This window comes from Streptomyces sp. WM4235 (assembly GCF_001279725.1).
Lineage (GTDB): Bacteria > Actinomycetota > Actinomycetes > Streptomycetales > Streptomycetaceae > Streptomyces.
Map to the genome: position 1 here is coordinate 148,577 of NZ_LGDE01000024.1, position 14,225 is coordinate 162,801.

The 14,225-nt window shown below is 71.0% G+C and carries 11 protein-coding genes; 5 read left to right on the forward strand and 6 right to left on the reverse strand.

Features of this window, described 5'->3' with window-relative positions; genetic code table 11:
- The first annotated feature begins 58 nt into the window (after positions 1-58).
- The gene (locus tag ADK55_RS04460) at positions 59-955 is read left to right on the forward strand and encodes a metal-dependent hydrolase (protein WP_053676119.1); all 897 of its coding nucleotides are present in this window, start codon (positions 59-61) and stop codon (positions 953-955) included.
- Positions 952-2,001 (forward strand): PDR/VanB family oxidoreductase, encoded by a 1,050-nt coding sequence (locus ADK55_RS04465; protein WP_053676120.1) that lies wholly within the window; start codon positions 952-954, stop codon positions 1,999-2,001. Before ADK55_RS04460 ends, ADK55_RS04465 begins: the two co-directional genes overlap by 4 nt.
- Positions 2,002-2,089: 88 nt before the next feature.
- Here the strand turns inward: ADK55_RS04465 and ADK55_RS04470 are convergent, their stop codons facing one another.
- The 4 genes from ADK55_RS04470 to ADK55_RS04480 all read right to left on the reverse strand — a co-directional run bounded on the left by ADK55_RS04470 (position 2,090) and on the right by ADK55_RS04480 (position 4,061).
- Positions 2,090-2,614, reverse strand: a complete 525-nt coding sequence (locus ADK55_RS04470) for a hypothetical protein (protein WP_159041276.1) — start codon at positions 2,612-2,614, stop codon at positions 2,090-2,092.
- Between the two features lie 69 nt (positions 2,615-2,683).
- Positions 2,684-3,154, reverse strand: a complete 471-nt coding sequence (locus tag ADK55_RS38315; protein ID WP_159041277.1) for a hypothetical protein — start codon at positions 3,152-3,154, stop codon at positions 2,684-2,686.
- On the reverse strand, positions 3,151-3,753 hold the full coding sequence (locus ADK55_RS40650; RefSeq protein ID WP_199826440.1) for an RHS repeat-associated core domain-containing protein: 603 nt from the start codon (positions 3,751-3,753) through the stop codon (positions 3,151-3,153). Before ADK55_RS40650 ends, ADK55_RS38315 begins: the two co-directional genes overlap by 4 nt.
- Before the next feature lie 110 nt (positions 3,754-3,863).
- Positions 3,864-4,061, reverse strand: coding sequence for a hypothetical protein (locus tag ADK55_RS04480; RefSeq protein ID WP_053676123.1), 198 nt, complete (start codon positions 4,059-4,061; stop codon positions 3,864-3,866).
- A gap of 532 nt (positions 4,062-4,593) precedes the next feature.
- Between ADK55_RS04480 and ADK55_RS04485 the strand changes: the two genes are divergently transcribed.
- The 3 genes from ADK55_RS04485 (at position 4,594) to ADK55_RS04495 (ending at position 6,669) form a co-directional block, all read left to right on the forward strand.
- Positions 4,594-5,304 carry a TetR/AcrR family transcriptional regulator gene (locus tag ADK55_RS04485; RefSeq protein WP_053676124.1) on the forward strand — a complete coding sequence of 237 codons (711 nt, stop codon included), beginning with the start codon at positions 4,594-4,596 and terminating at the stop codon, positions 5,302-5,304.
- A 52-nt stretch (positions 5,305-5,356) separates the two neighbouring features.
- Positions 5,357-5,881, forward strand: a complete 525-nt coding sequence (locus tag ADK55_RS04490) for a GNAT family N-acetyltransferase (protein WP_053676125.1) — start codon at positions 5,357-5,359, stop codon at positions 5,879-5,881.
- Positions 5,882-6,057: 176 nt separating this feature from the next.
- Positions 6,058-6,669, forward strand: a complete 612-nt coding sequence (locus tag ADK55_RS04495; protein ID WP_053676126.1) for a hypothetical protein — start codon at positions 6,058-6,060, stop codon at positions 6,667-6,669.
- Between the two features lie 152 nt (positions 6,670-6,821).
- Here ADK55_RS04495 and pulA read toward each other — a convergent pair whose 3' ends face one another.
- Together pulA and ADK55_RS04505 are read right to left on the reverse strand one after the other, a co-directional pair.
- Entirely contained in the window at positions 6,822-12,176 is a 5,355-nt protein-coding gene (pulA, locus tag ADK55_RS04500) for a pullulanase-type alpha-1,6-glucosidase (protein WP_053676127.1), read from the reverse strand.
- Positions 12,177-12,274: 98 nt separating this feature from the next.
- Positions 12,275-14,002 (reverse strand): carbohydrate-binding module family 20 domain-containing protein, encoded by a 1,728-nt coding sequence (locus ADK55_RS04505; protein WP_053676128.1) that lies wholly within the window; start codon positions 14,000-14,002, stop codon positions 12,275-12,277.
- Between the last annotated feature and the right edge of the window lie 223 nt (positions 14,003-14,225).

The following is a 14,225-nucleotide window of genomic DNA, read 5'->3' on the forward strand; positions in this document are numbered from 1 at the left end:
GGCAGGAAGTCGGCGCAGAGGGGTTTTCCATCTCGCTACCCCTCAGTACATTGACGCCATGTCTAATACGCCGCTCGCGCCCGCCCCCGTGGCGTCGGAACACATGGACCTCCGGGCGCGGAACGTCTCCTTCTCCTGGGACGCGACCCCGCTCCACTGGCTGCCCGGCGATCCCTTCGCCGGGCACACCATCAACGTGCTGCACCTCCTGCTCCCCGCCGGTGAACGCTGGTTCGTGCACGTCTACAAGCAGGTGCTCCCCCTCATCACGGACGAGCGGCTGCGCGCGGACGTCGTCGGCTTCATCGGCCAGGAGGCCATGCACGCCGCCGCGCACGACGACGTGCTCCCCCACCTCAAGCGGCTGGGTCTGGACCCGACGCCGTACACGGCCCAGGTCGACTGGCTCTTCGAGAAGCTGCTGGGCGACCGTACGCTGCCGCCCGGCAAGGCCCGCGACTGGTGGCTCATGGAGCGGGTCGCGATGATCGCGGCCATCGAGCACTACACGGCGTTCCTGGGCGACTGGGTCCTCAACGCCGAGGAATTGGACCGGCGGGGCGCCGACCCGATGATGCTCGACTTGCTGCGCTGGCACGGTGCGGAGGAGGTGGAGCACCGCTCGGTGGCCTTCGACCTGTTCATGCACGTCGACGGCGGCTACCGACGCCGGGCCAGGACCTGGGCCACCGCCTTCGCGGCGCTCGCGTTCCTGTGGCAGCGCGGGGCGCGCTTCTTCATGGAGAACGACCCCCAACTACCTCTGGCCAAGGCGTCGTTGGGGCAGTTCTTCCGGTCCGGACAACAGGGTGTGCTCCCCTCGACGGGAGCCATGCTGAAATCGATCCCGACGTACCTCTCCCGGACGTACCACCCCTCGCAGGAAGGTTCCACCGCCCAGGCGGAGGCCTACCTGGCGTCCTCGCCGGGCGCCAACGGCGGGGTGCGGCCGTGAGGCGCGCCCTGACCCTCACCGCCGTCGCGGGCGCCGCCCTGCTGACCCGGCGCGCCCTGCGGGGGCGCATCGGCCGCTCGCCGCTGTGGCCGCTGCCCGCCCTGGAAACCCCCATATCGGGGTACTCGCCGCGCCGGACCCTGCGCGCTCTGATCGTCGCCCGTACCGAACCGGCGGACGGGGTCCTGCGACTGACCCTGGAATCCGCGGAGCTCCCCGCGTGGACCCCGGGGGCGCACGTGGACGTGACGCTGCCCTCGGGTCTGGTGCGGCAGTACTCCCTGTGCGGGGATCCCACCGACCGGGGCCGCTACACGATCGCGATCCGGCTCGTCGAGGACGGCCGGGGCGGCTCCCGCGAGGCCCACGCGCAGCTCGTGGAGGGCGCGGAGCTGGAACTGCGCCCGCCCCGCAACCGCTTCCCGCTCGCGCCGGCGCCTTCGTACGTCTTCGTGGCCGGCGGCATCGGCATCACCCCGATCCTGCCGATGCTCCGGGCGGCCGAGGCGGCGGGCGCCGACTGGACCCTGCTGTACGGGGGCCGCAGCCGGGCCACGATGCCGTTCCTCGCGGAACTCGCCGCGTACGGGGACCGGGTCACGGTCCTCGCGCAGGACGAGAGCGGCCTGCCCGACCTGGGCCCGGTCACCGCCGCCGCCCCGGGCACGCTGGTCTACTGCTGCGGGCCCGAACCGCTGATGGAGGCGGTACGGGCCGCGGCCCCGGCCGCCGTACCGGTCCACCTGGAGCGCTTCGCCCCGACCGCGACCACGGGCGGCGCCACGCACCCGTTCACGGTGGAGCTGAGCCGCTCGGGCCGCACCGTCGAGGTCGCCGCGAACGAGACCACCCTGGCGGCGGTCCGACGGGAACTGCCGAACACCCCGTACTCCTGCGAGCAGGGCTTCTGCGGAACCTGCCAACACCGCGTGCTGACCGGTGAGATCGACCACCGCGACGAGCTCCTCACGGACGGCGAACGCGAGGACTCGATGCTCCTGTGCGTCTCCCGCGCGGCCTCGGACCGCCTGGTCCTGGACCTGTAGACGTCTGTAGGCACGTGTAGGCAGCTGTAGGTCGAACATGCCGAGGGCCCCGGAGGCGGGTTTTCACCTCCGGGGCCCAGGTGCGCTCCTACGGTTCGCAGCGGTCCGCGTCGGGCTTCAGGAAGTCCTCCCGCTTGACCGTCTTGCCGCCGCGCACGAGGACTTCTCCCTCCTCAAGCGCCTCCAGCCGGTCGAGGTCGAATGCCAACCGGGCATTCACCGCACGCGCCCCGACACCCCCCATGACGCCCACGATGTAGCTCGCGCCGGTGGTCTTCAGGTCGAACACCGCATCGGTCGAGATCCTCCACCCTTCGGGAACCTTGAAGAACTCGATCTCGCTCGCACCCTTCCCCGCCACGTTCGATATCGACCACCGCGGCATCCCCTCCGCGGCGGCGACGTCAACCAGATCCGGGACATATCCAGGGCACGGGACGATGAGCACCTTCGCTGACCCGCCGGCCGTCCTTTCCACCCCCACGATCGGCTTGGGCGCCGGCGAGCAGCCCACGAGCACGAGACAAGCCGCTGTCGACGCGACCGTCAACCCAAACAGACCCCGTCGAATCGGCGCCATTCCGAAACCCCCTTCAAGGAGTGAGATTCTCATCGAGTTCCGCCGACGGGATCGGCCCGCAGATTGTGGAACTTCAGGTATCCACCCCACCAAAGGTTGGCTTCAAAGCTCATACTTGTTCGCATGCGCAGGCCACGGACCACCGACACGAACCACCGACCTACCGGATTCCACCGCATAGGCCGTCACGAAGAAGGAGGCACTGCTGAAGGAAGCCCACTGATGTGAATGAATCGCCTCATGCTTCTCCAAATCAGGGCCAAATTCTGCCGCCTTCCCCTGACCCCAATCCTTCTTGATTTCCTCCCTCTTGTTCCATTCACGGTTGAGTTGAGTCGTGAAATCATGCCGATTGCCCGGATAGAACAGCACGTCCCCCACCGTCATGGGTTGATTGCCTCCAGGGGAGTGCTCGAAGCGCACATACTGTGCGGATCGTGCAGCACATCCGCTCGTGAGGGACGCATAGCCGAAGGCCAGATCATTGGCTCCGTTTTCATCGTTCCCATCGTTGAAGGGATCCAGGAGGATCTTCCCCGGCGAAACGTCGGTCAGGCAGCGAGTCGTCATCATGCCCTTCGGGCATTCGGGCTCCAGCTGCGACAGCGGAAGTGCGTACGGAAGTGCGGAGCCGGCACAATCGGAGGGCCACCATAGAGCGGGCCGCAGAAGCGGGACATCCCCTGGGGGCATCCGTTGCCCATGCCGGTCGCGGTTCCCCGCTTGCCGGAGCCCCGGCCACCGCCGCCACCGCCACCGCCGCCGCCATTACTCCCGCTCTGCGCGCCGGTGTTGTGCTGCTGGGCCGGGGAGTCCGCGGGAAGCGGGGTGTCGTTGTGGCCGTTCGGGCCGCGGGTGGGGCAGTCGATGTCGGAGCAGGCGCCCGAGGGGTCGGAGGTGGTGACGGGGTTGTTGTTGGCGTAGCCGTACCCGCCCAGGGACTGGGCCGAGTCCGTCACGAGGACCGGGTCGACTCTAAGGAAGCGTCCCGTCAGGGGGTCGTACTCGCGGACGCCGATGTGGGTGAGGCCGGTGTTGGCGTCGACCGGCTTGTCCAGGAAGCGCTTGTCGTCCGGCCACGTCGTCGGGTTGGTGCCGCGGGCGGCGCCGAAGGGGGTCGTGTACCGCTTGGACAGCGTCTGGTTGTCGTCGTCGGCCACCGAGAGGCTCATCGTGCCGTTGCGGTCGCCGGCGGTGAAGGAGAGTCGCGAGGTGCCCGACTCGTTGGTGCGGACCGCGACCTTGGTGCCGCCCAGGGTGTAGGAGCGGGTGGCCCACTTCTTCAGCCGAAGGACAGCGATCGGCCCCCGCGGTCGATGGTGACGAGGCTGTCCCGCTCCCCGCCGCCCGAGAAGGTCACGCCGGCGGCGGCCGCCTTCGGGCCCACCGTGCCGTCGGCGCGCAATCGCAGGGTGGCGTCCGGCTCGACCCAGGCGCCGGCCTCCCCCTTGACCCGGACGGGGACCACGGACTGGTCCAACCGGAACGATTTCCCGTCCGGATTTGCGTACGTGGTGGTGAACTCGGTCCTCTGACCGACAACCTCAACCGGCTCACCCGTCCCCCGCCACACGGAGCGCATTCTGCCCCTCGGTCGGCGTGGGACTCGCGGCGGCGGCCAGGGCCGCGGCCATCGGCACGTGCCCGGGCAGGAAACCCGCCATGACCACCGCACCGAGTGCGGCCGCCATGGCATGGCGAAGCCGCGGGATTCTTCGTGAAGGCATTTTTCCCATCCCCCGATGACAACGGAGCCTCCCCTGACTCCAGGCGACGCGCTCAGCCGCACATCGCGATCGCGAATGTACGCCGACGCTCAACTGCCTTACAAGACAGAGCAGTTGGCGCATATGTGATTGACGAGAAACGAGCTGTTCGGCGCCTCGCGGAGGAATCCGGCGGGGCGACCCGACGGGGGCCGGCGGAGCGGGTGCGCGCGGTCCGGCGAAGCGGGCGGACGCGGGGGAAGGTGCTCTGGTCAGGGGATGTGGCGGGCGAAGTATGGTGTCCGCATGACAACCGGGGTGCGACGCAGGATGGGTGTCGAGGAGCGGCGGCAGCAGCTGATCGGGGTGGCTCTGGAGCTGTTCAGCCACCGGTCGCCCGACGATGTGTCGATCGACGAGATCGCGGCGGCGGCCGGGATATCGAGGCCGCTCGTCTACCACTACTTTCCGGGCAAGCTCAGCCTGTACGAGGCCGCGTTGCGGCGGGCCGCGGATGAACTCGCGCAACGGTTCGTCGAGCCGCAGGAGGGTCCGCTCGGGGCACGGCTGTTGCGGGTCATGGGCCGGTTCTTCGCGTTCGTCGACGACCACGGGCCCGGGTTCTCGGCCCTGATGCGGGGCGGGCCGGCGGCCGGGAGCAGCCGGGCCAACGCGATGATCGACGAGGTCAGGCAGGCCGCGTACGAGCAGATCATCACGCACCTGCGGATCGAGAAGCCGCCCGCGCGGATGGAGCTCGTGGTCCGCACGTGGGTGTCGCTCGCCGAGTCCACGGCGTTGATCTGGCTCGACGGGCGGAAGATCCCCCGCAACGAGCTGGAACTCCAGTTGGTGCACGACTTCGCGGCGCTGGCCGCCGTGAGCGCCGCGTACGACGAGGAGATGGCGGGGATCCTGGTGCGCATCCTGGCCGACGAGCCGGCCGACGGGCCGTTCGGGGTGTTGGTCGGGCGGCTGGCGGCGATCGTGCCGACCACGGTTCCGCGCTCACGCTGATCATGACCACACCGATCATGACGCGGCGGCCCGGTGGCGGAATAATGCCCGAGTGATCATTGACGACGGAATGTTGTTCCGGCAGGCCGTGGAGAAGGACGCCGGCACGCTGGTGAAGCTGCACGACCAGGCCGCCCGGTGGATGCGCGCCAACGGGATCGACCAGTGGAAACCGGGTGACAAGGACGCCGAGCACTTCCGGGCCAGGATCCGCGAGGGCGAGGTGTGGATCGCCGAGGACGCCGACGGACGGGTCGTGGGCGCCTACGAGTTGTGGTGGTCCGACGAGGAGGCGTGGGGAGTCCAGCCTCCGGTGGCCGGCTACATCCACCGGCTGATGATCGAGCGGAGCGCCGCGCCCGCCGGAGCCGGCATGCGGATACTCGAACACGCCGAGTACCGGATCGCCCGGACCGGTCGGGAGCGGGCCCGGCTGGACTGCGTGTCCACCAACCCGCGGCTGCTCGCGTACTACCAGGGCGCGGGCTACCGGGTGGTCGGCGAGTGCCCCTCGAAGCAGGGCAAGGACGGCCGGGTGTACGGGGTGATCCTGATGGAGCGGCGCCTCGACGTCTGACCCGTCGGTCCGACGCCGGTCCGGCGCCTCGACGCACGGGGCGGGCGGCCGACGCAAGTCCCCGGCGCGCGCCAAGTCGCGCCCTCTCTCGGCCGTGGCGCCCGCAACCGGTTGCCGTCCCCGACGGCGCCCCGGTACCGATGGACCCGACCAGTCGGTACCAGGAGGGGAAAGCCGTGAAGAGTTCCATGAGCAGGGTCGCGGGCGCCGTGTTGGGCATGGCGTTGGCGGGAGTACTGGGTGCCACGGGCGTGGCGCAGGCCCAGGGCCGGCCGTCGGCGCCGGCCCCGGCGAGCGGCAGGGCGGTCGCGAGCGGCGCCGTACAGGCGCCCGCCGCGGTGATCGCGGAGGTGGAGGCCGCGACGGCCAGGCAGCGGTCGTTGGCGCCGAACGCCCGCACGGTCTGTTACGCCGCGCACGTGCAGGACGTGGGCTGGCAGGCGGCGGTGTGCGACGGCCAGGTGGCCGGGACGACCGGGCAGGGCCGCCGCATGGAGGCCGTGGTGATCGCCACGCGCGGGGTCGGCGGGGTCTGCGCCAACGCGCACCTCGCCGACGTCGGCTGGCAGGGCTGGGCCTGTGCCGGGGAGGGCGCGGCCGTGACGGTGGGCACCACCGGGCAGGCACGCCGGATGGAGGCCCTCGGCGTGCAGGTCGGCTCCGGCGGTGTGGGGGCGCAGGCGCACGTCGCGAACCACGGCTGGCTGAACACGGTGGCGGGGAACCCGGTGTACGCCGGGACCACCGGGCAGGCGCTGCGGATGGAAGCCGTCCGCATCTGGGTCTGACGTCCGGCACCCGATACCGGGCGCCCGGTGTGCGACGCCCGGCGCCCGGTGTAGGACGCCTGACGTCTGATGCCTGACACCCGCACCACGTGCGGCGGCGGTGCCGGACCGGGTCCGGCACCGCCGCGTCGCAGGGGAAGGGGAAGGAGCGGTCAGCCGCGCTTGAAGACCGCGACCGTGCGGGCCGGGACGGTGAACTGCCCCGTCCCCGTGTCGTACGTCGACCCCTTCACGGTCGCGTCGGAACCCGCGGCCTGGATCGGGTGCAGCGCGTAGCCGCGGCCGGCGAGGTCGGCCACCCGCTGGGACCGGACGCCCGGGGTGGCGTTGAAGACCACCACCAGGTCGCCGGCGGTCATGGTGATCACTCCGGGGGTCTCCTCGGTCCCGGAGAGCGGGAAGCCTATGGTCCGCTGGACGGCGTCGGCCGTGGTGAGGGCGAAGGCCGGTTCCGTCGTACGGATCCTGAGCAGGTCGCGGTGGGCGGCGGAGGTCCCGGTGATCTCGGGGCAGCCGGGGGCCGGGCCGGTCAGGAGGGGCTTCGCGTAGGGCCACTTGGGCTGGTTGTCGGCGGCCGGCGGAAGGCCTCGGCCGAAGCCGTTGCCGTCACGGCAGTCCCAGTGGATGGCGTTGAACCAGTCGCCGCTGTCGAAGGAGTTGCGGTCCAGCGACTTCGAACGCAGCAGGTCCGTGCCCGCCTGGGAGAGGGCGGGGCCCTGCGAGAGGGTCGCGGTGGCCATGGCGAGGACCTGCATGCGGGCCTTGTCCGCCTCCGGGGTGCCCTTCGGGAGCTTGAAGGTCAGGGCGTCGTACAGGGACTCGTTGTCGTGCGCGTCGGCGTAGGCCAGGGCGTCGCCGGGAGCGGCGGCGTACCCGGCCGGGGCGCCGTTGTAGTCCAGCTCGGAGCCCTTGATCCGACGGCCGGTGGTGTCGGTGAAGGCGTACGAGGCGAGGTTGCCGGTCAGCCCGACCTTGATCAGGTCCTGGGCGTGCAGCAGCCGGGCCCGCTGCTGCTCGGGAGTGCCGTTCGCGGGCGAGGAGTTGGGCGCGGTGAACAGTCCGGAGGCGAAGCCCTGGACCCCGGGGTCCTCGTCGAAGGGGCCGCCGCCGCGGACCGCGTCGCGCGAGCGGTCGGAGAAGGTGGCGATGCCGGTGCCGGCCATGTTCTTCTGCGTGGCCTGCACGAACCGGGCGTCGTCGGCGACCTCGCCGAAGTTCCAGCCCTCGCCGTAGAGGACGATCCGCTTGCCGTCGACCCCGTCCTTGGCGAGGGTCAGCCCGTCGAGGGCCTTGCGCACGGCCAGGATGTTGTCCTTCGGGTGGTGGCCCATGAGGTCGAAGCGGAAGCCGTCGACCTTGTACTCCTTGGCCCAGGTGACGATCGAGTCGACGACGAGCCGGCCCATCATGGTGTTCTCGGGGGCGGTGTTGGCGCAGCAGGTGGAGGTGGCCACGGCGCCGTCGGGCAGCAGGCGCTGGTAGTAGCCGGGCACGATCCGGTCGAGGACCGACTTGTCGGACTGCCCGGCGGCCACGGTGTGGTTGTAGACCACGTCCATGACCGTGCGCAGTCCGGCGCCGTTCAGCGACTGGACCATCCTGCGGAACTCGACCGTGCGGGCGGTGCCGTTCGGGTCGCTCGCGTAGGAGCCCTCCGGCACGGTGTAGTGCTGCGGGTCGTAGCCCCAGTTGTAGGCGTCCTTCGCGGCGGCGGCGCTCACGCAGGCCTGCTGCTGGTCGCTGTCGGGGGCGTACGCCTTCAGGTCGCAGGCGGGTTCGGTGCGGTCGGCGGGCTTCTCCGGGATGGTGCCGATGTCGAAGGCCGGCAGCAGGTGGACGTAGGAGGTGCCGGCGGCGGCGAGGTCGCGCAGGTGCCGCATGCCGGCCGAGCCGGTGTCGGTGAAGGCCAGGTACTGGCCGGGGTGGGTGGTGGTGCGGTCCGCGACGGAGAAGTCCCGGACGTGGAGTTCCTGGATCTGCGCGGAGGTGAAGGGGACCGGTGCGGGCTTCTTGAGGTTCCGCCAGCCCGCCGGGGCGAGCTTCGGGTCGGCCAGGTCCACGGCCAGACTGCGGGCGGAGTCGGTGGTCAGGGCGGTGGAGTACGGGTCGGTGACCAGGTTGCGGACCATCCGGCGGGTGCTCGGCGCCCACACGGTGACGTCGTAGCGGTACGGCTTGCCGGTCCAGCTCCGCTCGCCGCGCACGGACCAGACGCCGGTGGCGTCGTCGCGTCGCATGGCGACGGTACGGCCGTCGAGTTCGAGGGAGACCTTCCGGGCGGTGGGCGCCCAGACGGAGAGGGTGGGGCGGCCGTCCTTGAAGACGGGGCCGAGCGCGGCCGTGGTGGCGTACAGGTCGTCGAGGACGCCGGCGAGTTGCACGCCGGTGGCCGCGAGGACGGCGCCGTTCGCGGCGCGGGCGCTCGCGACGAGCTGGCCGCGCAGGGCCTCGCGGACCCGGTCGCGGTCGCGGGCGTCGACGGTGAAGGCGGCGTACGAGGCCAGGTGCGGGAACTTCTTCTTCTGGGCGGCGGTGAGTTCGGAACGGTTCAGGCGCAGCCAGGCGGCGCCCTCCTCCTTCAGGGCTCCGTCGTCGACGGTGATGCGGCCCTCGCGGGAGGCGAGGAGCTGGAGGGAGGCGGCGGCCTCGGGGGCCTTCCAGGCGACGGTGTCGCGGTCGATCCAGACGGCCTCGGCCTTGGTGAGGTCCAGGGCGGCGGCCGAACCGGCGGGCTGCGGGAGGAGGTAGCGCTCCTTGCCGCCGAGCATCCACACCTCGTGGCCGGTGGCCTTCAGGTCCAGCGACTGGTCGGTGGGCAGGTCCTTCTCGTCGCCCTTGTGGAGGATGTAGCTGAGGCTCTGGGCGCCTTCGGCGAGCGGAACCTCGTAGACCGCGCCGAACGAGTCGATGCGGGTGGGCCGGAGGGGCTTCGACCAGTCGGTGGGGTTCGCGGCGCCGGCCCAGACGTGCAGGCCCCAGCCGTCGTACGCGCCGTCGGGGCGCTGGTGGTGCAGGACGGCTTTGGTGGTGTCCTGCGGCGGTTGGGCGGGGCGTTCGGTGCGGGCCGCCTCCTTGCCCTGTTCGAGCCAGATCTCGCCGGTCCTCGTCACGTCGACGGTTCTGTCCGCGGCGACGTCCTTGTTGCCGTCCTTGTCGATGACCAGGTAGTTCACCGAGGAGGCCCCGGGCTTCAGCCGGACGTAGGCGAAGGCCCCGTACGCGTCACGGCCGCTGAACGCGTGCCCCTCGGGCCAGGGCCTGGCCTCGCCCTCGGCGATGTCGCCCCAGGCGTACAGCCGCCGGTCCGCGTAGTCGCCGTCGGGCCGGTTGTAGTGCACCACCGCGTACTCGCGCTGCGTCGCGCCCGGGGCCGGGGCGGGCGGGGCCTGGCCGGCGACGGACCCGGCGAGGGCGCTCGCCGTACGACCGGCGGAGTCCACGACGACCGCCTTGTAGCGCAGCGGGGTGCCGAGCGCGGCCGTGACGTGCTGGGTGACCCGGTACGGGGCGTGGTCGGCCGAGCCGAGGACCTGCCACTTCCCGGCGCCGGCCTGGGCCGCGAACACGACCCGGTTCAGGGAGCCCCCGGTGACCTCGGCGGACAGCTCGACGGTACCGGTGGCGCCGGCGGCCGGGGCCTTCAAGGTCAGGGACGGCCGGGTCGCGGGCGGGGCGAGGGGGGCGGTGGCCCGCAGGACCACCGAGCCCAGCGCGGGGACGGTGACGGTGAGCTTGCCGGCGGCGGAGGCGCGGATGGTTCCGGCGTACGGGGAGGTGCCGCCGTACAGGGTGCGGTAGCCGGCGCCGGCCGGCGCGTCGAGCTCCACGGTGCGGGGCCCGGTCGCGTTGTTCGACGCCACCAGGTACTCGGTACGGGTACGGGCGTCGGTCCGGGCGACCGCGTGGACGGAGTCGGTGTCCAGGCGCGCGCTCTGGACGCCGTCCCGCAGCGCCGGGTGGTCCCGGGTCAGCTTCGCGAGAGCACTGATCTGCCGGTAGAGCGGGTGCTGCGGATCGTAGGCGTCGCTCGCGTGGGTGCGCGCCGTGCCGAGCTGGTCGTCGTCCAGGTAGTCGGCGGTCCGCGAGGCGAAGAGGGGCTGCCGGGCGTCCTTGTCACCGCCGGCGCCCGTGAAGCCCTGCTCGTCACCCGAGTAGATCACCGGATTGCCCCGTGAGAGGAACATCAACTCGTTGGCCAGCCGGTAGCGGTCCAGCAGCTCCCGCTCCCCCGCCTGCGGCCGGTCCTGCTTCAGGAAGGTCCCGAAGCGGCCCATGTCGTGGTTGCCGAGGAAGGTGACCTGCTCGTAGGCGTTCGCCTTGTCGGTGGTGTACCGGTGGTCGTCGGCCAGCACCGAGCCCAGCCGCGAGGCACCCGCGCCCTGGGAGGCGTACGCGCGGATCGCGTCCTGGAGCGGGAAGTCGAGGGTGGCGTCGAGCCGGCCCCGGGTCACGTACGGGGAGGTGACGGCGGTGTCGGCGGAGTACACCTCGCCGAACATGAAGAAGTCCTCGCGGCCCCGCTTGGCCGCGTACGCGTCCAGGGCCGTGGCCCACTGCGTCCAGAACCCGGTGTTGACGTGCTTGACCGTGTCGATCCGGAAACCGTCGATGTCGAAGTCCCGGACCCACTTCTCGTAGATCTTCTCCATCCCGTCGACCACCTCGGGACGCTCGGTCCACAGGTCGTCGAGGCCGGAGAAGTCACCCTGCTCGGAGGACTCGCCGGCGAAGGTGGAGTCGCCCCGGTTGTGGTACATCGACGGGTCGTTGAGCCAGGACGGGACCTTGACGTTCTTCTTCGCCGCGGGCACGACGGGGGTGAGGGGGAAGGAATCGGCGTCCGTCGCCGGGAACTTCCGCTTCCCGTCGGCGTGGTCGGAGTCGTCGAAGGGAACCCCGTCCTTGGTCAGGTACGGGAACGCGCCCTTGGAGAGGTAGCCGCGGGAGGCCTCGCGGTGGTCGATGACATCGGCGGTGTGGTTGGTGATGACGTCGAAGAAGACCTTCATCCCCTTCCGGTGCGCCTTGTCGATCAGCCGCTCCAGGTCGGCGTTGGTCCCGAAGTGCGGGTCCACCTGCGTGAAGTCGGTGATCCAGTAGCCGTGGTAGCCGGCCGAGACGTCGGCGCCCGCGCCCTGCACCGGCTGGCTCTTGAAGATCGGCGCCATCCAGATGGCCGTCGTGCCGAGCCCCTTGATGTAGTCGAGCCGGTCCGTCAGCCCCTTGAGGTCACCGCCCTGGTAGAAGCCCTTGTCCGTCGGGTCCAGGCCGGTTTCCAACCGGGAGCCGGTCAGCCCGCCCCGGTCGTTGCGCGGATCGCCGTTCGCGAACCGGTCCGGGAGGACGAAGTAGAACTGCTCCCGGGTCAGGTCGTGGCGGGCCGGTTCGGCCGCCAGCGCGGCGTCCGAGGGCGGGGCCGGCGGCCGGGAGGCGGCCGACGCCGGGAGGGCGGGCAGGAGCGTCACGGCCAGGCTGGCGGCGATCACTCCCGCGGCGGGGCGTATCAAGGCAAGGACTCCTCGGTCACGTGTCTGCGTGGGACGAGGACCGCCCGGCGGTGGCGGGGAGTGAGGTGCCGGGCGGCCCTGGTTCAGGGGGGCGGAGGTCAGTTGCGCCAGGTGTCGGTCAACGTGACCCGACCGCTCGCGGGAACGGTGGCGGAGCGGTTGGCGCCGCTCTCCCAGGTGACGTTCCCGGAGGCGTCCTTGCGCACGTACTTGTACGAGAAGGACGTGCCGGGCGGGAGCGAGACGTCGAGCTTCCACACCGGGTAGGCCGCCGGGTCCAACTTCGGGGCGACGGAGGCGTTCCAGTTCCCGAGCTCGGCCCGGTCGCCCGTCACGTGGATGTTCTGGCCGAGGACCGTGGAGGCGTTCACGCCGAACGAGGCCCCGGCGTCCGAGGCGGGCGGCGGGGTGCTGCCGCCCGCGCAGGTACGGGCGTTCACGTGCAGGGCCACCGCGCTGCCGGCGCCGAGCGTGGCCGTGAACCGGCCGGCCGAGTCGACCGTGACCGTACGCCCGCTCTGGACGTCGCAGTAGCCACCCGCCGGCAGGGACGTCTGGAAGGTCCGGGTCAGCGCCGAGCCCTCGTGGTTGAGCGCCGCGTACGCCTTGGCGCCGCGCCCGAACGCGATCTGGTCACCGCCGTTGTCCCACCAGTCGGTGACGGACTGGCCGCGCGCGGCGTTGCGGAAGCCCACCATGGAGGAGATCTCCCGCCACGCGTGCTGGCACTTCCAGCCGTCGACGTAACAGGCGTTCACCGAGCCGCCGTTGGGCGGACCGGCGTCCTTCTGGCTCCACTCGTAGCCGGAGTGCACGTCCGGCGATCCGTACGGCCAGGCCAGCATGAAGACGTTGGCGAGGGTGTAGGCGGAACCGTCCTTGTAGCTGAGGGTGTCACCACCGCGCTCGGTGTCGTGGTTGTCGACGAAGACGGCGGACTGGCCGGAGGGCATGTATCCCCACGCCTCGCCGAAGTTCTTCAGGTGGGCGAGGCTCTCGCCCTGGAAGACCCGCTTCAGATCGCGGGCGTAGCGGAACTCCTGCACGTCCCCGTTGCCCAGGTACTCGGACGGCGACACGGCCTCGCCCGCACCGAAGATCGCCTCCTGCTTCCAGTAGGCGGAGGGGTTGCTCAGCCGTGACTTGATGTTGGCGAGGTCGGCGGCCGGCATGTGCTTGGCCGCGTCGATCCGGAATCCGTCGACGCCGAGGGAGAGCAGGTCGTTGAGGTAGCCGGCGATCCGGCCGCGCACGTAGTCCTCGCCGGTGTCGAGGTCGGCGAGCTGCACCAGTTCGCAGTTCTGGACGTTGCCCCGGTCCTGGTAGTTCGAGATCGTCGCCCGACAGTCGTCCATGTCGGCGCCGGAGTAGAGGCCGGGGTAGCCGTACTTCGTGTACGAAGAGCCGCCCGTCCCGGTGCCGTCGGCGGCGGCCATGTGGTTGATGACGGAGTCGACGACCACCTTCACGCCGGCGGCGTGACAGGTGTCGACCATCGCCTTGAAGGCCGTCCGGTCACCGAGCCGCCCGGCGATCTTGTAGCTGACGGGCTGGTACGAGGTCCACCACTGGTCGCCCTGGATGTGCTCCTGCGGAGGCGACACCTGGACGTACCCGTACCCGGCGGGCCCCAGGCTGTCGGTGCAGGCCCGCGCGACGGAGTCGAAGCGCCACTCGAACAACACGGCCGTGACGTCCTTGACGCCGGGAGTGGCAGCGACCGCCCGGGGGGCCTGAACGGTGAAGGACGCGGCGACAAGTGCGGTGGCGGCGAACAGGGTTGTGGCTCTGGTGGTTCTTGCAGCACTGACAGCTCTGGCAGGCATGCGGGGGCCTCCTGGCGGAAGAGGTGGGGATTGCAGCGACGGTAGGTGCCAGGCCGAACCCCTGCAAGACCTTGCGCAAGGGATTGCAGAATTGTTTCGCGGACGTGTCCCGGTCTGTGCCGGAACGCCGCGGTGGGGGGCGGGGGTTGGGGGCGTGCGGACCCCTCACACCCCCAACCCCCGCCCCCCACCAAAGCCCCCCTCAGCCCCCTCAGTCCCCCGG